At 68.9% G+C, this 19,235-nt stretch carries 14 protein-coding genes, 1 pseudogene and 1 riboswitch; of the genes and pseudogenes, 5 read left to right on the top strand and 10 right to left on the bottom strand.

Annotation, left to right across the window (positions count from 1 at the left end; genetic code table 11):
- Window positions 1-62 precede the first annotated feature (62 nt).
- Complete coding sequence (locus tag U4Y88_RS25980) at window positions 63-1,082, top strand: flagellar brake protein (protein WP_321787326.1); 1,020 nt, start codon at window positions 63-65, stop codon at window positions 1,080-1,082.
- An 18-nt stretch (window positions 1,083-1,100) separates the two neighbouring features.
- Here the strand turns inward: U4Y88_RS25980 and U4Y88_RS25975 are convergent, their stop codons facing one another.
- The 4 genes from U4Y88_RS25975 to cobW form a co-directional block, all read right to left on the bottom strand.
- A complete protein-coding gene (locus U4Y88_RS25975) occupies window positions 1,101-1,667 on the bottom strand; it encodes a vWA domain-containing protein (RefSeq protein WP_321787535.1) in 567 nt (188 codons plus the stop codon).
- A gap of 107 nt (window positions 1,668-1,774) precedes the next feature.
- On the bottom strand, window positions 1,775-2,842 hold the full coding sequence (locus U4Y88_RS25970) for an ATP-binding protein (RefSeq protein ID WP_321787324.1): 1,068 nt from the start codon (window positions 2,840-2,842) through the stop codon (window positions 1,775-1,777).
- Between the two features lie 27 nt (window positions 2,843-2,869).
- Window positions 2,870-6,658: a cobaltochelatase subunit CobN gene (gene cobN / locus U4Y88_RS25965; protein ID WP_321787322.1), complete on the bottom strand. Its 3,789-nt coding sequence runs from the start codon at window positions 6,656-6,658 to the stop codon at window positions 2,870-2,872.
- Between the two features lie 43 nt (window positions 6,659-6,701).
- The gene (gene cobW / locus U4Y88_RS25960; RefSeq protein ID WP_290371153.1) at window positions 6,702-7,799 is read right to left on the bottom strand and encodes a cobalamin biosynthesis protein CobW; all 1,098 of its coding nucleotides are present in this window, start codon (window positions 7,797-7,799) and stop codon (window positions 6,702-6,704) included.
- Between the two features lie 259 nt (window positions 7,800-8,058).
- A riboswitch (cobalamin riboswitch) is annotated at window positions 8,059-8,331 on the bottom strand.
- A gap of 429 nt (window positions 8,332-8,760) precedes the next feature.
- On the opposite strand from cobW, the gene U4Y88_RS25955 reads away from it, so the two are divergent.
- The 4 genes from U4Y88_RS25955 (at window position 8,761) to bluB (ending at window position 11,902) form a co-directional block, all read left to right on the top strand.
- Window positions 8,761-9,180 carry a cobalamin biosynthesis protein gene (locus tag U4Y88_RS25955; RefSeq protein WP_321787533.1) on the top strand — a complete coding sequence of 140 codons (420 nt, stop codon included), beginning with the start codon at window positions 8,761-8,763 and terminating at the stop codon, window positions 9,178-9,180.
- A gap of 86 nt (window positions 9,181-9,266) precedes the next feature.
- The gene (gene cobO / locus U4Y88_RS25950; RefSeq protein ID WP_224014659.1) at window positions 9,267-9,869 is read left to right on the top strand and encodes a cob(I)yrinic acid a,c-diamide adenosyltransferase; all 603 of its coding nucleotides are present in this window, start codon (window positions 9,267-9,269) and stop codon (window positions 9,867-9,869) included.
- 4 nt (window positions 9,870-9,873) lie between these two features.
- Complete coding sequence (locus U4Y88_RS25945; protein ID WP_321787320.1) at window positions 9,874-11,211, top strand: cobyrinate a,c-diamide synthase; 1,338 nt, start codon at window positions 9,874-9,876, stop codon at window positions 11,209-11,211.
- Entirely contained in the window at window positions 11,195-11,902 is a 708-nt protein-coding gene (bluB, locus tag U4Y88_RS25940; protein ID WP_321787318.1) for a 5,6-dimethylbenzimidazole synthase, read from the top strand. Before U4Y88_RS25945 ends, bluB begins: the two co-directional genes overlap by 17 nt.
- Window positions 11,903-11,942: 40 nt before the next feature.
- Here the strand turns inward: bluB and U4Y88_RS25935 are convergent, their stop codons facing one another.
- The 6 genes and pseudogenes from U4Y88_RS25935 to U4Y88_RS25910 all read right to left on the bottom strand — a co-directional run bounded on the left by U4Y88_RS25935 (window position 11,943) and on the right by U4Y88_RS25910 (window position 19,165).
- Window positions 11,943-12,620 carry a hypothetical protein gene (locus tag U4Y88_RS25935; protein ID WP_321787316.1) on the bottom strand — a complete coding sequence of 226 codons (678 nt, stop codon included), beginning with the start codon at window positions 12,618-12,620 and terminating at the stop codon, window positions 11,943-11,945.
- A gap of 112 nt (window positions 12,621-12,732) precedes the next feature.
- Entirely contained in the window at window positions 12,733-15,159 is a 2,427-nt protein-coding gene (locus tag U4Y88_RS25930; RefSeq protein WP_321787314.1) for a CHASE2 domain-containing protein, read from the bottom strand.
- A gap of 11 nt (window positions 15,160-15,170) precedes the next feature.
- Complete coding sequence (locus U4Y88_RS25925) at window positions 15,171-16,607, bottom strand: FecR domain-containing protein (RefSeq protein ID WP_321787312.1); 1,437 nt, start codon at window positions 16,605-16,607, stop codon at window positions 15,171-15,173.
- The gene (locus tag U4Y88_RS25920) at window positions 16,604-17,302 is read right to left on the bottom strand and encodes a response regulator transcription factor (RefSeq protein WP_224014647.1); all 699 of its coding nucleotides are present in this window, start codon (window positions 17,300-17,302) and stop codon (window positions 16,604-16,606) included. Before U4Y88_RS25920 ends, U4Y88_RS25925 begins: the two co-directional genes overlap by 4 nt.
- 545 nt (window positions 17,303-17,847) lie before the next feature.
- Window positions 17,848-18,198 (bottom strand): annotated as a pseudogene (locus tag U4Y88_RS25915) (hypothetical protein); the annotation flags it as partial.
- Between the two features lie 817 nt (window positions 18,199-19,015).
- Window positions 19,016-19,165, bottom strand: coding sequence for a hypothetical protein (locus U4Y88_RS25910; RefSeq protein WP_321787308.1), 150 nt, complete (start codon window positions 19,163-19,165; stop codon window positions 19,016-19,018).
- Window positions 19,166-19,235 lie beyond the last annotated feature (70 nt).

Raw genomic sequence — 19,235 nt, 5'->3', positions numbered from 1 at the left:
CTGAAGTTTTGTCGCGGCGCGCCGTTAACACAGGGAATCTGTTACCCAACCCTGGCGCGCCGATGACCGACACTCTTGCCACCGCATCCGCTGCGGCTTCCGAAGTCGCTTCTGAATCCGCAACTGAATCCGCCGCTGCGCATAGCGCGGCAAATACCGCTGCAAGCGCTTCCACCGACCTCGCCGCGCTGACACCCGCCGACGTGCCCGTCGGCCAGCCGCTCGACTGGCCGCTCGTCGACCGCGACGGCACGCTGCTGCTCGAACGCGGCGCCTCGCTCGTCGGCGAAGTCGAACGCGATTTCCTGTTCCGCCATTTCGCGCCCCATCGCGGCGACCTCGACGCGTCCGCCGCCGAACAGGCCGCTGCGCCCGCCCTCAAAAGCGACGAACCGGCCGCGACGCTGCCGAGCGTGCGCGACCTGCATCTGAACATCGGCGCGCTGATGGGTCTGCGCCCGCAACAGGGCGCGAGCGGCGCGCCCATGCATCCGTGCAAGCTGATCGGCTTCGCGCCGAACGAAGCGATCTTCGTCACGCTGCCTTATGTCGATGGCCGCCCGATCGAGATCACGCCCGGCGAGAACGTCGAACTCGTCGCCATCGCGAGTCAGGCCGTCTATCGCTTCGTCTGCACGATTCACGCGATGAATCAGGCGCCGCTCGGCTATCTCGTGCTCTCGCAGCCCGCCAACATCCGCATGCTGCGCGAGCGCAAGTCGATTCGCGTGCGCGCGCAGTTTCCGGTGCGCTACGGCATCGGCGCGGAGAGCGAGGGATATCAGGGCGTGGCGCTCGCGCGCGGCATCAGCGCGCTCGGGCTGTCGATCGCCGCGCCGTGGGCGCCCGGCAAGGTCGGCGAGCGTCTGCGCGTGGCGTTCCGGCTGCGTTCGGGCGATCTCGACACCGTCGTCGAAACGAGCGCGGTGATCCGCAACGTGCATCAGGAAGACGCCACGCCGGCGCACAGCACGCTCGGCCTCGAACTCGACAGCCTCACGCCCGCCGAACAGATGGCGATGAAGGTCTACGTATTCGACCGTCAGGACGACGTGCTCTACTGGACCGGCGCGTCGCGCTGAACCGGACGCCGCGCGGGCTCAGGCGAGCAGCGCGTCGGCGTCGAGACACTCGCCGCCCCACGCCTGGGCAAGCGCGCGACAGCGTCCGAGACGCAGCGCCGACGCCTCGCAATCGACCACGGTGATGTGATCGGCGTGCGCAGGACGCGCGGGCAGTTGCGTCGTGCGTCCGTCGCTGAACAGCCAGAGATGACGCGCGCGTCCAGGATCGCGGCGCACGGTGCGTTCGAGCAGTTGCGCGGCGCGCGCGAGCCCCGCTTCGAGCGGCGTGCCGCCGCCCGCGCCCACGGGCTCGATCCAGCGTTCGTTCCACCAGCGCGGCACGGCGGGGCCGAAGCGCAGCTCGGCGCGTGCGCCGCCGAAGCAGATCAGCGCCACTTCCACGCGTTCGCCGCGCGCGCGATCGAATAGCGCGATCAACAGCCCTTTCGCGAGCGCGAACTGGCCGCGCGCGAGCATCGACGCCGAACAATCGAGCACGAAGCAATGCAGCGCGCCGCTGCCGGTTTTGCGCGGCGCGTAGCGCAGATGCGCGGCGCTCAGCGCTTCGCCGCGTTTGGCCGCGAGCGTGGGCGGCCAGGCGATGCGCGCGTTCGGCGCGGCGTCGCGTGTGAGACGCGGCTGCGCGCGTCCGGGGCCCTCTCGCCGCCGTGCGCCGCCCTGTGCGTGGGCGGCGGCCCTTGCCCGGCGGCTCAGCGTTTTTTTGCGGGCAGCGGGATCACGCCTTTGACCTGGCGCGCCGCGACGGGCTCGGGCGGGAGTTCGCCCCAATCGGCATCAGATTCGTTATTTACTTCGGATTCCTGTGGACTTCGCGAAAACTCATTCGATGCATCGCGCGATCGATCAGGAGCCTGCGTATTGCCACCCGACGCAGGCGGCTCCGGCATCGCACGGCGGCGATGCGCGAGCACGGCATCCGCGACCGCATCGACATGCTCCGGCGTGATCTGCGCCGCGCCTTCGAAGGCCGCGAGCGCACGCGCCGCGCGCAGCATCACGAGATCGGCGCGCAAACCGTCGACGGCCGCTTCCACGCAGCGTTGCGCCGCGCGTTCATGCACCGCGTCGCTCCATTCGAGCGCATCGAGCGCCGCGCGCGCGGCACGCAAACGCTGCGCGAGTTCGCGTTGCGCCGCGTCGTGCGCCGCGCAGAACGCCTGCGGATTCGCATCGAACGCGAGCCGCGCCTTGACGATGCGCTGACGCTCGCCCGCATCGTGGCAATTGTCCAGTTCGATCATCAAGCCGAAGCGGTCGAGCAGTTGCGGACGCAGTTCGCCCTCTTCCGGGTTCATCGTGCCGACCAGCACGAAACGCGCGTCGTGCGTGTGCGAAACGCCATCGCGTTCGACGGTGTTCACGCCGCTCGCGGCGGCGTCGAGCAGCGCGTCGACGAGCGCGTCGGGCAGCAGATTCACTTCGTCGACATAGAGCACGCCTTCATGCGCGCGCGCGAGCAATCCCGGCGCGAAACGCACGGCGCTCTCGCGCAGCGCGGCTTCGAGATCGAGCGTGCCGATCAGCTTCTCCTCGCTCGCGCCGAGCGGCAGCGTGACGAACGCGCCATCGGGCAGCAGCGCCGCGAGCGCGCGCGCCGCCGTGGATTTCGCGGTACCGCGCGGGCCGCTCACGAGCACGCCGCCGATCGCGGGATCGATGGCCGCAAGCAGCAGCGCGCGCTGCAACGGCGCCTGGCCGACCAGCGCGGTGAAGGGAAAGGCGGGACGCGTCGCTGCCTGGCTCGTCACTCGGCTCATGATTCGGATTCCTTCATTGTGCTTCGCTTATCGACCTTCAATATGCTGCCCGGCTTCGAGCAAACGCTGTTCGACGCGCTCGCGATGCTCGCCGGGCTGCTGCCACAAACCGCGCTGCATCGCCTCGATCAGACGTTCGCAGATCGCGTGCAGCGCATGCGGATTGTGGCGCTCCATGAACGCACGCGTGTCGTCGTCGTGCACATAGGCGTCGGCGACCAGCGCGTATTGATGATCGCCGACCACGCGCGCGGTCGCATCGTAACCAAACAGATAATCGACGGTCGCGGCCATTTCCGCCGCGCCCTTGTAGCCGTGCCGCTTCACGCCGTCGATCCATTTCGGATTGACCACGCGCGATCGGATCACGCGCGCGATCTCCTCGTGCAGCGGACGAATGCGCGGCGCGGCGGGATTGCTGTGATCGGCGTGATAGAGCGTGGGCTGCGCCTGCGAGAAGTGCCGCGCGGCGGCGGCCATGCCGCCCTGGAACTGGTAGTAATCGTTCGAGTCGAGCAGATCGTGTTCGCGGTTGTCCTGGTTTTGCAGCACCACGTCGATGGTGGCGAGGCGCTTGCGGAACGCGTCGCGCGCCTCGTCGCCCGCGCTTTTCTGCGCGTAGGCATAACCGCCCCACGCCTCGTAGGCCTGCGCGAGATCGGCGTCGCTCTGCCACTGGCGATGATCGATCATCGATTGCAGGCCCGCGCCATACGCGCCCGGCTTCGCGCTGAACACGCGCCAGCCCGCGCGGCGGCGCGCTTCGGCGGCGTCCATGCCGTCGGCCACCAGCGCGTCGCGCTCGCGCTGGATACGCGCGCGCAGCGGATTCAGAGGCTCGGGCTCGTCGAGTTCGGCGACGGCCTGCACGGCAGCATCGAACAGATGCATCACGTTCGGAAACGCATCGCGGAAAAAGCCCGACACGCGCAGCGTCACGTCGATACGCGGACGGTCGAGCGCCTCCACCGGCATGATCTCGAAGTCGATCACGCGCTGGCTGCCCGCCGCCCATTTCGGACGCGCGCCGATCAGCGCGAGCGCCTGGGCGATATCGTCGCCGCCCGTGCGCATCGTCGCCGTGCCCCAGACCGACAGCCCGATCGCGCGCGGATAGTCGCCGTGCTCCTGCACATGCCGCTCGATCAGTTGCTGCGCCGACTTCATGCCGAGCGACCACGCCGCCTGCGTGGGCACCGCGCGCGTATCGACCGAATAGAAGTTGCGGCCCGTGGGCAGCACATCGGGACGGCCGCGCGACGGCGAACCGCTCGGGCCAGGCGGCACGAAGCGGCCTTCGAAACCGCGCCGAAGCTGACGCAGTTCCTCGGGGCCGCAGGCGTCGAGACGCGGCAGCACGTCGTCGCGCAAGCGGGCGAGCACGCGCGCCGTTTGCGGCCAGGTTTGCGCGTCGATCTCCGCGCCTTCATCGCCGCACGCGTGCGCGATAAAGCGCGCCGCCAGCGTTTCGAGTCGCTCGCGCGTATCGCCCGCGTGACGCCACGGCGCATCGCTGAGATGCGCGAGCGCATCGGCGCGCGGTCCGGTCCACGGCGCGGCCCAATCCACGGTCGCCGCATCGAGCAGATGATCGATACGCAGATCACGCGCGAGCGCGTCGATCAGCCCCGCGTTCGCGCCCTGCCCGTCTCCGCACGCGTAACGGCCGAGCGCGAGCAGCGTGTCGCGCCGTTGCGTGCCTTGCGGCGACGCGCCGAACGTATGCAGCCCGTCGCGGATCTGCGCTTCCTTCAACTCGCACAAGTACGCATCGGCGCGCGTGAGCAGTTCGTCTTCGGCGTCGGCGCTGGTGGGCGCTTCGACGCTCAATTCCTCGTGCAATTTGTGTTCGACGATCGTCGCGAGGATGGTCTTGCGCAGCAGCTTCGCGCGGCGCGGATCGACCATCAAGGCTTCGTAGTATTCGTCGACCTGACGTTCGAGATCCTGCAACGGCCCGTAGTTTTCGGCGCGCGTGAGCGGCGGCATCAGGTGATCGATAATCACGGCCTGCGCGCGGCGCTTGGCCTGGCTGCCCTCGCCCGGATCGTTGACGATAAACGGATACAGATGCGGCAGCGGGCCGAGCACCATGTCGGGCCAGCACGTCTGCGCGAGCGCGACGCTCTTGCCCGGCAGCCATTCGAGATTGCCGTGCTTGCCGACGTGCGCGATCGCGTCGATGCCGAAGGTCTCGCGCAGCCAGAAATAGAACGCCAGATACGCGTGCGGCGGCACGAGATCGGCGTCGTGATAGTTCGCGTAGCTGTCGTCGCCGCGCGAACGCGACGGTTGAATGCCGACGAACACCTGGCCGCAGCGCCAGCCCGCGATCATGAAGCGTCCGCGCCGCACGCCGGGGTCCTGCTCGGGCGCGCCCCAACGCGCGATCAGCGCGTTCTGCGCCTCCACGGGCAGTTGCGCGAAATAACGCCGATAGTCGTCGAGCGAAAGACTCTGAAACGCGGGCCGCAGCGCGCGCGTGTCGGGATCGTTGGTCACGCCCTGCGTGAGCGTGTCCATGAGCGCTTCGCCGTCCTCGGGCAGATCGGCGACACGATAGCCTTCGTCGCGCAGCATGCGCAGAATGTTCACCACCGACGCGGGCGTATCGAGCCCCACGCCGTTGCCGATGCGCCCTTCGCTCATCGGATAGTTGGCGAGCACGAGCGCGAGTGTCTTTTCAGCGTTCGGCAGCGTGCGCAAACGGCACCAGCGGCGCGCGAGTTCGGCCACGAAGGCCACGCGCTCCGCGTCGGGCTGATAGCGCACCACGTCCACCTGCGTGTCCTTGCAGTGATACGCGAGCCCCTTGAAGCTGATCGCGCGCGTGATCACGCGGCCATCGACTTCGGGCAGCGCGATATGCATGGCGATGTCGCGCGAATTCAGGCCGTGATTGTCCTTGACCCAGTCGTCGCGATTGCCGCCGCTCAGGATCACCTGCAACACGGGCGCGTCGCCCGCGAGCGCGAGCGGTTCGGGATCGTCGAGCGACGAGGCCGCGAACGCCGTCGTGTTGAGCACGAGCGCGATATCGTGCTCGGCCGCGAGACGATCGAGCACGTCGCGACTAATCGCATCCTTGAGCGAGGTGATGGCGAGCGGCAGCGGATTGAGCCCGCGCGCGAGCAGCGCCTCGATCAGCGCATCGAACGCGGCCGTGTTCGCGGCCTGCAAATGCGCCTTGTAAAACAGGATCGCGACGACGGGCGCGCCGGACGTCCAGCGCGCGCGCCAGTCGTCGACGGTGGCCACGTCGCGGGCCGGATGATAGATCGCGGCGGCGGGCAGCACGACGGGCAGCGCGGGCTCACTGCCCCAGTCGAACGCGCGCCACGCGAGCGCGCGCAGAAAACCTTCGGCGTTCGCCGCGCCGCCTTCGCGCAGATAACGCCACAAAAGACGGCAAAAATCCGGCTCGGCGCGGCTCTTGGCGATCAGGTTCGGATCTTCCTGCAAGTCGCCCGAGAACATCGCGAGCAGTTGCCCGCGCTGCTCCGCGAGCGACACGACCTGCTCGATGCCATACGGCCAATAGGTTTCGCCGCCCAGATGATCGACCACGACCACGCGCGCGTGCTTGAGCACGTCGTCGATATAAAAATCCACCGACGCGTTCTGGCGCAGATACGTGACGTTCGCGAGCCGCACGCCCGGAAAGCCCGCGGGCAGACGCGGCACCACGCTCGCCAGCAGCGCAAGCGTGGTATCCGCCGAACTCAGAATGACGATCTCGGCGGGCTGCTGATCGATGCGGATCACGCCCTGCGTGTCGTCGACGAAACCGCCCGGCGTGGTGCGCAGCAAATGCATGTGTGTCGCTCGTAAAACGTCGTGCTGATTGCGCTGATCGTGCTCATTGCGCGGACGCGGTTTGCACGGCGTTTTGCGCCGCCGCCAGCGCCGCGTCGAACGCGGCTTGCAGCGTGGCGGCGTCGAGGTCCTCGCCGATCAGCACAAAGCGGCTCGCGAGCGGTTGCGCCGCGCTTTCCTGCGCGTTCCAGCGGCGGTCGAAATAGCTGTCGAAGCGGCGGCCCACGCCCTGAATCACGAGGCGCATCGGCGCGCCCGGCAGCGCGGCGAAACCCTTCACGCGATAGATCGTGTGCGCATCGACGAGCTTTTGCAGCGCCTCGACCGCCACGTCGCGCGACGCGACCTGCGCCTCAACGACGACCGAATCGAATTCGTCGTGATGATGGTCGGCATCGTCGGCGGAACCGTGATGGTCGTGGCGCAGATGGATGCTCTCCTCCGACGCCGCTTCGAGACCGAGCAGCGTGTGCAGGTCGAGCTTGCCGTGCTGCGCGCGCACGATCTTCACCTGCGGCGGCAGTTCTTCGCGCAGGTCTTCGATCAGCGCGTCCTGCGCGGCGGCGTCGATCAGATCGGTCTTGTTCAGGATGACGAGATCGGCGGCCGAAAGCTGGTCTTCGAACAGTTCGTGCAGCGGCGATTCGTGATCGAGATTCGGATCGGCCTTGCGCTGCGCATCGACGGCCTGCGGGTTTTCCGCGAACTGGCCGCTCGCGGCGGCGGGACCGTCGACGACCGTCACGACCGCATCGACCGTGAAGGCGTTGCGGATCGACGGCCAGTTGAAGGCCTGCACGAGCGGCTTGGGCAGCGCGAGGCCCGAGGTTTCGATCAGCACGTGGTCGATGTCGGCGCGGCGTTCGAGCAGTTGCTCCATCACCGGGAAGAATTCTTCCTGCACGGTGCAGCACAGGCAGCCGTTCGCGAGTTCGTAGAGCTGGCCTTCCGTTTCGTTGCCGTTCTCGTCGCAACCGATGCCGCAGCCGCGCAGGATTTCGCCGTCGATACCCAGTTCGCCGAATTCGTTGACGATGACCGCGACGCGCAGGCCGCCCGCGTGCTGGAGGATGTGGCGCAGCAGCGTGGTTTTGCCGCTGCCGAGGAAGCCCGTGACGATGGTGACGGGGATTTTGCGCATCTGCATGTGGAAGCTCCTTCGGCGCATCGGCCGCAGGTGAAGTGCGCCGCGCCGGGCGTGTCGCGCGTGGGCGTCCGGCCGGAGGGGATCGTCGCGTGGCGCGCATGAAAACACGCGCAACACGCGGAACACGCGCAAGCGGCGCGCGGCGGCATGCAGCCCGCACCACTTCGATCGACGATACAACCGGCTTGGACGCGCCACGGGCAAGGCCCGGCATGACGCATGAAATCATGGACGCGGCGCCGCAACCCCGCAGCGCGCATCCCGCGTATCTGGCCGGTATCCGGACTGACGAGTCACGCCGCTTCGCCTTCCCGCGCGCCGCGCCGTGGGGCGCGCTTCGCACAGTGGCCATGCATGCGGCGCATGCGATGAAGCGGCTTGCATCGACCTTGCAGCCGATGCGCTCGTTGTACCGTTGCGGGTGCAGTTCAGGTTGGCCGTGCCCGTGGCGGGATGGCTCCCTGATTCCCGTTTAACTGCGTGCGAAACGTACGCGCACGCGAGCACCAGAGTGCGTGCGAGTGTAGGCGCGGGTGGGCGGCGCGTCAACCGGGCGGGGGCGCGGCTCAGGGGCATTGGGGCGCGGATTTGCGGCGGATTTGCGGCGGATTTGCGGCGGATTTGCGGCGGATTTTCCGCCTCGGCCCGAGGCCGTCACGCGCTCGCCGCCGCCCCCGGTTTTATCCGCGATGCCGCCCAAGCGAGGCGCAGCGCGCGAAATGCGTGTGCTATCGTATGCGCGCATTTGCGGCGTTTCCGACGTTTCCGCTCGATTTCGCCTGCTGTTTTTGGCTGGTTTTTGGGCTGTTTTTTGGCGGCCCCCACGCGAGACGCCCTGATTTTTGCCCCGGCCTTCACCCCCGACTTTCCGCGCTCAGTGAACCCTTCCCCGCCCGCCGACTGCTTGCCCGATGCCGCCCCGGCAGCGGACAATGCGGCGCCGCGCGCGCTTGCGATGGGCATCGGCTGCCGCCAGGGCGTGACGGTCGCGCAGATCGAGGCCGCCGTGCGGGCCGCGCTCGGCGCGTGGCCGCTCGCACGCGTGCGGGCCGTGGCGACGCTCGACGCGAAAATCGACGAGCCCGCATTGCGCGCGTTTTGCGCCGCGCATGCGCTGCCGCTGCAGGGCTTCACGCGCGGGCAGGTGGAGGCGATGTCGCTGCAAGCGGCGTCAAAATCGGCATCAAAATCGGCACTACAAGCAGCACCGGATTCACCACCGAGCGCGGCGGCACTCGCGCGTTTCGGCGTGCCCGGCGTGTGCGAACCGTGCGCGCGGCTCGCGGCCGGAGGCGGCGCGCTGGTCCGCGGCAAGCTCGCGCTCGACGGCGTGACCGTCGCGCTCGCCGCCATCGCGCCCGATCCACGAAGCTGACGCCAGCAACGCACGCATACGCACAAACACGCACGAACACGCAGCACCCGACACTCATCGCATACACAACAGGACTCTTCGCGACGATGAAAACCGATCCCGAATCGCACCAACGCATGACCCAGCGCCGCCGCGAAGGCCACGAGAAAAAGCAGGCCGCCGCGACGCTCGAAAAAGGCCTCTTGATCGTCAACACCGGCAACGGCAAGGGCAAGAGCACGGCGGCGTTCGGCATGGCCGTGCGCGTGCTCGGCCACGGCATGAAGCTCGGCGTCGTGCAGTTCATCAAGGGCGCGCTGCATACGTCCGAGCGCGATTTTCTCGCCAGCGTGGCGCACTGCGACTTCGTCACGATGGGCGACGGCTACACCTGGAACACGCAGAATCGCGACGCCGACATCGCCACCGCGCGCAAAGGCTGGGACGCCGCGAAGCGCATGATCGAGAGCGGCGAATACGCCATGGTGATCCTCGACGAGCTGAACACCGTGCTCAAGTACGACTATCTGCCGCTCGACGAAGTGCTCGGTGTACTGACCGCGCGCGGGCCGATGCAGCACATCGTCGTCACGGGCCGCCACGCCGCCGACGAAATGATCGAAGCCGCCGACCTCGTCACCGAAATGCGGCTCGTCAAGCATCCGTATCGCGAGCAAGGCGTGAAGGCGCAAAAGGGCGTGGAGTTCTGACGCGATGACCGCGACGGCGACGCGCGTGGCCTGCCCCGCGCTCTTTATCAGCGCGCCGGCCTCGGGCCAGGGCAAGACCACGCTCACGGCGGGGCTCGCGCGTCTGCACCGGCGCGCCGGGCGGCGCGTGCGCGTGTTCAAGACCGGCCCCGACTTTCTCGACCCGATGATCCTCGAACGCGCGAGCGGCGCGCCCGTGCTCTCGCTCGACTTGTGGATGGTCGGCGAAGCGGGCTGCCGCGCGCTGCTCGCGCAGGCCGCGCAGGAAGCCGACCTGATCCTGATCGAAGGCGTGATGGGCCTGTTCGACGGCACGCCGAGCAGCGCCGATCTCGCCGCCACGTTCGGCGTGCCGGTGGCTGCCGCGATCTCCGCGAAGTCGATGGCGCAGACCTTCGGCGCGATTGCGTTCGGCCTCGCGCGCTTTCGCGCCGACGTGCCGTTTCACGGCGTGCTCGCCAATCACGTCGGCTCGCCGCGCCACGCGCAGATGTTGCAGGAAGCGCTGCCCGCCGATATCCGCTGGCTCGGCCACGTCGCCAGCGACGCGGCGTTCGCGCTGCCCGAGCGTCATCTGGGCCTGCATCGCGCCGACGAAATCGGCGACCTCGACGCGCGCATCGACCGCGCCGCCGACGCGCTCGAAGCGACCGCGCTCGCCGCCTTGCCGCCCGCCGTCGAATTCGCGCTGCCCTGTAACGATAACGACGCCGACGCCGACTCCGCGCCGCGCCCGCTCGACGGCCGCCACATCGCCGTCGCGCGCGACGCGGCGTTCTCGTTCATCTATCCGGCGAACCTCGCGCTGCTCGAAGCGATGGGCGCGCGCCTGAGCTTCTTCTCGCCGCTCGCCGACGAAGCCGCGCCCGCCGACGCCGACGCGATCTATCTGCCCGGCGGCTATCCCGAACTGCACACGGCCACGCTTGCGGCCAACGCGCGCAGCGCGCAATCGCTGCGCGCGCACGTCGCCGCGCAGCGACCGCTCGTCGCCGAATGCGGCGGCCTGCTCTATCTGCTCGACACGCTCACGACCACCGACGGCGCGTGCACGCCGATGCTCGGCCTGCTGCCCGGCGCGGCGGTCATGCAAAAGCGCTTCGCCGCGCTCGGCATGCAGCGCCTCGACAGCGCGCGCCACGGCACGGTCACGGGCCACACGTTCCACTACTCGCGCGTGAGCACGCCGCTCGCCGCCGAACTGCACGCGCGCCACGCGCAAACCGGCGCGGCGGGCGAGCCGGTGTACCGGCACGGCGCCATCGTCGCGACGTATATGCACGCCTATTGGCCTTCCAATCCGGCCTTCGCGGCCGCACTTTTCCATGGCACAGCCCTTTGACGAAGCCGAACGCGCGGCGGTCTACCGCGCGATCTACGAGCGGCGCGACATGCGCCACTTCGCGCCCGGTCCCGTCGATCCGGCGACGATGACGCGTCTGCTCGACGCCGCCCATCACGCGCCGAGCGTGGGCTTCATGCAGCCGTGGCGCATCGTGCGCATCACCGATGCGGCCGTGCGCGCGCAGTTGCAGGACGCCGTCGAGCGCGAGCGCCTCGCGACCGCCGACGCGCTCGGCAAGCGCCGCGAAGAGTTCATGAAGCTCAAGGTCGAAGGCATGCGCGAATGCGGCGAACTGCTCGTCGTCGCGCTGATGGACCGCCGCGAGGCGCACATTTTCGGCCGCCGCACGCTGCCCGAGATGGACCTGGCGTCGGTGGCCTGCGCGATCCAGAACATGTGGCTCGCGGCGCGCGCCGAAGGGCTCGGCATGGGCTGGGTGTCGATCTTCGACGTCGACGAAGTCCACGCGCTGCTCGGCATGCCGCCCGGCGCGAAGCCGGTGGCGATTCTCTGCGTCGGCCACGTCGCGGAGTTCTATCCGCGGCCGATGCTCGAAATGGAGCGCTGGGCGGAGCGCAAGGCGCTCGGCGAGTGTGTCTACGAGAATCGCTGGCCGGATGAGGCCGATGCCGTCGACGCGGTTGGCGACGAGTGCGCGGAGCAATCCGCCCCGCAAAACAAGGGCTGAAATTTAACGCGCGCCGCGAAGCTAGCGCGCATGCGCGCGCTCACTGGCCTTGCGGCGTCACCGAAATCACGTCGGGCATGGCCTGCGTGGCCGTTTGCGCCTCGGCCGCGCGCGGCTTCATCGTCACGCGCCATTGCGACGCGCCCGCATAAGGCAGCTGCGCCAGCGCACTCGCGACGAGATACGGCAGCGCCTGCTGCGCGTCGGCGTTGCGGTCGCGTTTGATCGCGCTCACCTTGTAGGCTTCGTGGCCGTCGGCCAGCGTGAAAAAGCGCAGCGTCAGCGAATGCACATAAGGATGGCCGAACCAGGGCAGCGACGGCGCCTGGGTCGGCACGCAGCCGCCCGTGCAATTGCCCGCGGCGACCGTGACGTCGGCGGGCCGCGACGCCCACGCCGCCGACACCAGATAACGCGCCGTATCGGGCGCGCCCAGCGGGACCGGCCCGGCCTCCTCGAAGCCGCGCTGCGCGAGCGCCGCGCGCAGCAGCGTCTCGCCGGACGGCGTGGCGTCGGCATCCGTTTGCGGGGTTGATGCAGTCTTCGCGGTCTTCGCGGCCTGCTCGTCCTGGACGGGCGTGTGCGCGAAGCGGTAGCTCGCGCCTGCCGCCCCGCTCACGGACAAGCCGCCTTGCGCCCGCACGTCGGCGCTCGGGCTCGCGCAAGCGGCCAGCGCGCCCACCATCGTCAGGGCGCAGATCGTCATCGGGATCTTCACGGGACATACTCCATCGGATTCTTGGCCGGCTCAGGCCGGCGGCATCGCATCGACGAAACGCTTCGTCCAGACGCATCGACCTGACGCGGTAACGCCACGCAGCAACCTGCGCTCAGTCCGGCGCATCGAGCGCGGGCAGTGACATCGTCAACGTGGTGCCGTTGCCGGGCGCGCTCTCGACGTGGACCTCGCCGCCGTGGCGCGTCACGACCGTCTTCACGAACGCCATGCCGAGCCCCGCGCCGCTCACCTCGGGACGCTTGTCCGCGTGAAAACGCCGGAACGGCTCGAACAGCTTCGTCTGGTCTTCGAGCGGAATGCCGTAGCCGTGGTCGCGGATCGAGCAGATCACGCGCGGCGGCAGGCTATCCGCGACAGCGATACTACAGATAATTCTGGTGTCCGGTGGGCTGTACTTCACCGCGTTGTTCAGAATATTCACCAGCGTGCGCGTCATCAGCGAGCGGTCGGCGTTGATCCAGCCCATTTCGTCGCCGTCGAATGCCGTCTCGATCTGGATGCGCTTCGCGCTCGCCTGCGGCCAGACTTCGTCGCTGGCGTCGATCATCAGTTCGGCGAGACTCGTAGGCTCCAGCGCGTAGACCTGCGACTCCGCGCGCGCGAGTTGCACGAAGTCGTCGGCCAGCGTGAGCGAGCGGCGCGCGTAGCGCTCGATGCGGTCCATCACCTCGCGCACCGGCGCGGCGGCCAGCGTGCCGCGCTCGCGCTCGGTTTCGACCAGCGCGACGATCGACGCCTGCGGCGAGCGCATGTCGTGCGAGAGCAGACGCAGCGCATCTTCGCGCTGACGCTCGGCGTCGTGCAGCGCCGTCACGTCGACGAGACCCGCGATCCAGCCCACCGCCTGCCCCTGCGCATTCGTGCAGCTCGCGTAGCGCAGCAGATAGTCGCTGCCGTCACGCGCATGCACTTCCACGCCGCGCTCCATCAGCTGCGCGAATTCGCCGCGCGCCGGGTCGAGCGGCGCGGGCCAGTGCGCGTGCGCGAAGGCGAGCGTCTCCGGGTTCGGGTCGATCGGCTTGACGAGCGCGAGGTCGCCGAACACGTCCTGCACCCAGCGGCCCTCGAACGCGCCCACATTCAGGCGCGCGAAATAGGCGCGCGCCGCGTGATTGGCGATCAGCACGATGCCGCGCAGGTCGGCGACCAGCAGCGGCTCCGGCACCGAATCGAGACTGTCCCAGACGAAGCGGCGCATGTCCTGCAAGCGCTGCGCGGCCTGCGCCATCAGCGCCATCTGCTGCGCGAGCGCGTCGCCCGCGTACTCGCGGCCCGGCGCGGACGCCTCGGGCAAAAGATAGGGTTCGTCGGCGAGTTGCTGCAACTCCTTGCGCAGATACGACATCGTCATTTCGAGACGCCGCCAGCTCCAGAGCGGATACACCACGGCCAGCGCGACGATGGCGGGCACGGGCGTGAGCCAGATGCGCGCGCCGTACAGCAGTGCCGCGCTCGCGGCCAGCGAGAGCAGCGCGAGCAAGGGCAGCAGCAGCAGCGTGCGCAGCGGCGCGAACACGAGGAAACCGGCCAGCAGCAGCGCCAGCGGCAGCAGCGACGCCAGCACGACGGTCAGCGGTCCGGCCGGTTCGATGGCGGTGCCGTTGAGCAGCGTATCGAGCACGAGCGCGTGGATATCGACGCCCGGCAGCGGCCCGAGCGTGCCCGCGAGCGGCGTGGCGAAGCGGTCGTACAGCCCCGACGCCGTCACGCCCACCAGCGCCACGCGCCCGCGCAACAGGCCCGGCGGCACGCGGCCTTCGAGCACGTCGGCGAACGACACCTTGCGGTAATGCTCGACGTTCGCGCTGAACGGCAGCAGGAAACGCGCCTCGCTTTGCGGGCCGCCCGCGTGCAACAGGCTGGCGTCGCGGCGCGCGGCATCGGCCGGATAGCTGGCGTGCGCGAGCGCGATCTGGCCGCCGCGCACCGCGCGCCACAGCGGCACCATGAGTTGCGGCCAGCGCTGCCGGGCGTCGCCTTCGAACAGCGCGACGCTGCGCACGATGCCGTCCGTATCGACTTCGAGATTGATGTGGCCGATGCCGGCCGACGACTGGGCAAGCTGCGCGACAGGCTGGACGACCGTGCGCCGGCCGCCGTCGGTCTCGTCGGCGGGCGACAGCAGCATCGGCAGATACGCGGGCCGCTTGCGCAGCGCCTCGCCGAAGCGCGCGTCGTCGAACGACGGCTCGGTGAACAGCACGTCGTAGACCACGGCCGCCGCGCCCGCCTGGGCGAGCCGGTCGACCACCTGGGCGTGCACGCTGCGCGGCCAGGGCCAGCGGCCGAGCGCCGCCACGCTCGCATTGTCGATCTCGACGATCACGATGTCGGGCGAGACCGGCCGCTCGCGCAGAGTCAGCAGGCGGTCGTAGACGAGATGATCGGCGCCGAGCGTCCAGTGTCCGAGCACGCTCAGCAATACGATGACGACGCCCGCGCACGCCACGCCCGCCCATTCGAACAAAAAGCGCCGCCCGACCGGACGGCCAAGCGGCGTGGGCGGGCTCACGCTCATGCGCGCCTGCGTCACCAGTCGAGCCGGAACGACTGGACCGGACTGACCTTCTGGTAGTAGCGGCCGCCTTCGAACTGCTCGGCGATCACGCTCCAGTAGTAGGTGCCCTTGGGCAGATCGCGCACCACGGCCTCGCCGTCTTCGATATCGGTGCGGTCGACGAGCGGCGCGCGCAGATCCTCGGACTTCGCCAGCACGAAGCGAAAACGCGTGTTCTGCGTGGCGCGGTCGACGTACCAGCGGAACGCGTAATCGCGCGTGCCGTCGACGCGCCCGGCCGTCGCGCCGAGCGCAATGCGGCGGCGCTCGAACGCGTAGGTGGACGGCATGCCGTCGAGGCCGTTTTCGTCGATCGCGGACAGGCGCACGAAATACGTGCCGTCGGGGAGCGCGCCTGCTTCGACGTGCGGCGAGTCGCTGCGCAGGTCGCGGATCATGTCGTAGAGGCCCGCATCGCGGCCGATCTGCACGCGATAGCCGTGCGCGCCTTCGCGCGGCGCGAGGTCGAAGGCCACGTTGGCCTCGTCCTGCACGCGGGCGGGATGGCGCAGTTCCGGCGCACCGAGCAGTTCGACGGGCGCGCCGGCCGCGCCGCCCGCCGGCGTGAGGCTGCCGTGACCGGCCGCGACCAGTTGCGCCGAGGCCGCGAGCGGCATGCCCGGCGCGGGCGCGACCGCGTCGGCGTGGGCGCGCGCGGAGGCGTCGACGCCCACCGCGCCGTCGAGCACTTCCACCGCCGTCGAGCCCTTGTCGCCGTCGTAATTCACGCGGAAACGCGTACCGCGCACGCCCGCGACCACCGAAGGCGAGCGGATCTGGAAGCGATCGTCTTTCTTCGTGGCGTGCGTGACTTCGGTATCGACTTCACCGCCATGCAGGTTGACGACGCGGTCGGTCGCTCCCGTCAGCACGGTCTGACGCAGCGTGGCAAGGTCGAGCGAGGTGTTGGGCGGCAGGATCAGATGCGAGCCGTCGCCGAGTTCGAGCGTGGCGAAGCCTTCGGGGCCGGTCTGCACGCGGTCGCCCTCGACCAGCTTCGTGCCGACCGCGAGCGGCAACTGCGGCGCGCTGCGGAAGGCGTGGCTCGCGGGGCCGCTGGTGGCGATCACGCGCGCGCTCAGGCCGTCCTGGCGCAGCAGCGCGACCGGCACGCGCAGCTGCACGCCCGCCTGCAGACGGCGCGGCGCGCTCACGCCGTTCAGGCGCGCGAGCTGGGTCCAGTCGGCGGGATCGCGCAGATAACGCACAGCGATGTCGTAGAGCGAGTCGCCGGCGCGCGTGACGTAGATTGCCGTTTGCACCGGCTGCGCGCGGGGAGCGCGCGGTTCGCGGGCCTGGGCGTCGCGCAGGGCGGGCAGCAGGCTCAGCGCGAGCGCGCAGGCGAACAACGGCCGCGCCAGCGCCGCGCGCCCGCCCGCAATGGGGCGGTTCCTGCGGGCGGTCGTCACGCCGCGTCCCCCTCGATGCGTTCGAGGCGATAGCCATAGCCGTAGATCGGCGTGAGGCGGTAGCCGTTTTCGGGACGCAGGCCGAGCTTCGAGCGCAGCATCGAGACGTGCGTGTCCATGGTGCGCGACGGGATGTCGTCGGATTGCTTCCAGATCACGTCGAGGATGTGCGCGCGCGACAGCGGGCGGCTCAGGTGCTGGAACAGCAGCAGCGCGAGGTCGAATTCCTTCTGCGTGAGCGCGACCGCCTTGCCGGCCACCGTCGCCTGGCGCGACTTCAGGTCGAACTCGTATTCGCCGAAGACTTCCTTCTGCGCGGGCGGATGCAGCTGATACGCGCGGCGCAGCAGCGAGCCGACGCGCGCGAGCAGCACCGGCGCGGACACCGGCTTGACGACGTAGTCGTCGGCGCCGCTGTTGAGCATCAGCGCGATATCGACCTCGCGGCTGCGGCTCGTCATGAACAGCACCGGCAGGCGCGTGGACAGGCTCTGCCGCACCCAATGGAGGACTTCGTCGCCGGCCATGTCCGGCACGTTCCAGTCGAGGACGAGCAGGTCGAAGGTCTGCCGGCGCAGCTGCCGGACCAGCTCGCCGCCCTTGGCGAATGCGTGGCAGACGTGACCTGCCGCCATCAACGTTTGACAGACGAAGTCGGTCTGCGCCGGATCGTCATCCAGTACTGCAATTCTCATAGTGCCCCGCACCCAGTATCGTTTTTCATGTTCTCGGGATGGCTCCACCCTGCGGTCCCGCCAGCGTTGCCGACGGCGCTGGCGAATGCCCTCCCCAACCCCGCAGCGCGCCAACCACGCCGCGCGCGCAAACCGCCACTTTCGCAGCGTCTCGAAATAAACGGGAGCGGCAAACGCAGTCCGAATCGGGGAGACAGAATCCGCCCATGGTAGTCGAAAACGCTCTCATCCGACGCAAGGGCCCATGACGTGGCGTTTGCGGATCGGTCTCGCGTCGTTTTCGCGTCGTTTTCGCCGCGTTCTCATATCGTTCGCGGATCATTTACGGTCCGCTTACGGCTACCGGACGGTCCGTGGCGGACCCTTGTTCTGGCCGTGCTCGCCGGCTAGCGCCGCCGCCCCGACTGCATGAGCGCATCGTCGGCCGATGGTGCGTCCGCCTGCGCGGGCTGGCCGTGGTGAGCATGCTCGCCGTGGTGACCGTTATGGCTGCCGCTGTGATCGCCGTGTCCGCCGTGTCCGCCGTGTCCGCCGCGCTCCTCGGCCGCAGGCGGTTCGCCCGCGAGCAACGCGGCCAGATGGACGCGCACATGCTCCCACGCGGCGTGCGCGTAGTCGGGCTGCGCGGCGGCGCGCGCCTGCGCGAGCACGAAGGCACGCAGCACGGTGGAAGAACATTGCGTCAACTTGTCCGAACGGCCAAAGCGCGACTGGCGCAGCGCCTCGCTCAGCCAGGGCAGTTCGGCCTCGCACGAATCGGCGTAAGCCTCCATCGCGGCACGCGCATGACGGTCGCGCGCAAGGTCCAGCTCGACGCGGTCAAGATCGCGGCTGCCCCCCGACCCATTGACGCGGGAAGCCGGCGGAAACCGGATGCTGCCGGAACGGAAAAACATGAAAACCTCGTGTTGCTGACCCGCGCTGCCCACTTTTGCGGCTAACCTTTTTCGGCTAACTCGCGGCTAACTGTTACTGATAAGGCCTACTGCTGATTCGTGATGCCAACTTGTGCTGCTGATTCGTCATGCCGACCCATGCCATCGCGAACACGCCGCGCGGACGATGAAAACCGCCCGGGCTGCCGGCGCTGCGCGTGTCGTCGGATGCCGGAATGCGGCCGCACGGACTCGACGGCGCGCCGTTGCGCGCCATGCCGCACGTGCGGGCCTGCCCGCGCCTGCCTGAAGGGATGAAGGAAAAACGAGTGACGATGGCCGCAGTCCGCGCACCGCGTAGTCTCCGGCAGTCCTCGCCCCCGGACCAGAACCGTCGGCGCGTGCGCCGGCGCCACCTCGACGGCGCGTCGCACGCAGACGGACATCACCGCCCGACGTCCGCCCGCTGGCCGCAGCCGTGCTCATTGCATGGCGCCACGCTCACCGCCATCGCCACTCCTACTACCAGGCGCTGTTACCAGCGTTATGCGGCGAACTTGAGTCCGCTCTGTCCTCGCACCGGCGCGTCGCCGTGTCCCGATCGCGCCGGCCCCCGTAGCCGAATTCCGTGCTTGTCGCGCTTGCCGCGCTTGCCACGCGCATCGCCAGGGACCGGGAATTTCGGTCCGTCTGGAGCGATGTCGGACGTCATCGGAAAACCTCCGGCGATGACGTATCAGGCGGCGACGGCTTATTGTCGTCGCAAGCATAAAAACCTACTGTCAGGGATTGTTAAATCCGACGGATTTAAGGAGGAGAAACGTAGGAAAACGATGAATCAGCGCCAGACGCCGAGCGAGCGCTCGCTGACGTGACGATAGACGCGTCGGGGCGCGCCCGCGTCTTTCCGAAGCTTTCCGAAACTTCCCAACACGCCCAACACGCCCAACACGCCCAACACGCCGAACACGCCGAACACGCCGAACATGCCGAACGCGCCGCGTGCCCGCCGCATTGCACGGCGGGCACGCAAGCGCATGCACCGGCAGACTGGCCGC

Origin of the sequence: Paraburkholderia sp. J94, from assembly GCF_905220285.1 — a bacterium.
Taxonomy (GTDB): domain Bacteria; phylum Pseudomonadota; class Gammaproteobacteria; order Burkholderiales; family Burkholderiaceae; genus Paraburkholderia; species Paraburkholderia tropica_A.
Note: the sequence above shows the minus strand (reverse complement) of the source record. Positions and strands in the feature narration are given on the sequence as shown.

What these genes read in the sequence shown, in the direction of transcription:
- bluB (WP_321787318.1), top strand. Translation starts at nt 11,195, where the DNA reads ATGGCACAGCCCTTTGACGAAGCCGAACGCGCGGCGGTCTACCGCGCG.
- U4Y88_RS25945 (WP_321787320.1), top strand. Translation starts at nt 9,874, where the DNA reads ATGACCGCGACGGCGACGCGCGTGGCCTGCCCCGCGCTCTTTATCAGC.
- cobN (WP_321787322.1), bottom strand. Translation starts at nt 6,658, where the DNA reads ATGCATTTGCTGCGCACCACGCCGGGCGGTTTCGTCGACGACACGCAG.
- U4Y88_RS25910 (WP_321787308.1), bottom strand. Translation starts at nt 19,165, where the DNA reads ATGTTCGGCGTGTTCGGCGTGTTCGGCGTGTTGGGCGTGTTGGGCGTG.
- U4Y88_RS25955 (WP_321787533.1), top strand. Translation starts at nt 8,761, where the DNA reads ATGGGCATCGGCTGCCGCCAGGGCGTGACGGTCGCGCAGATCGAGGCC.
- U4Y88_RS25980 (WP_321787326.1), top strand. Translation starts at nt 63, where the DNA reads ATGACCGACACTCTTGCCACCGCATCCGCTGCGGCTTCCGAAGTCGCT.
- cobO (WP_224014659.1), top strand. Translation starts at nt 9,267, where the DNA reads ATGAAAACCGATCCCGAATCGCACCAACGCATGACCCAGCGCCGCCGC.
- cobW (WP_290371153.1), bottom strand. Translation starts at nt 7,799, where the DNA reads ATGCGCAAAATCCCCGTCACCATCGTCACGGGCTTCCTCGGCAGCGGC.
- U4Y88_RS25970 (WP_321787324.1), bottom strand. Translation starts at nt 2,842, where the DNA reads ATGAGCCGAGTGACGAGCCAGGCAGCGACGCGTCCCGCCTTTCCCTTC.
- U4Y88_RS25930 (WP_321787314.1), bottom strand. Translation starts at nt 15,159, where the DNA reads ATGAGCGTGAGCCCGCCCACGCCGCTTGGCCGTCCGGTCGGGCGGCGC.
- U4Y88_RS25920 (WP_224014647.1), bottom strand. Translation starts at nt 17,302, where the DNA reads ATGAGAATTGCAGTACTGGATGACGATCCGGCGCAGACCGACTTCGTC.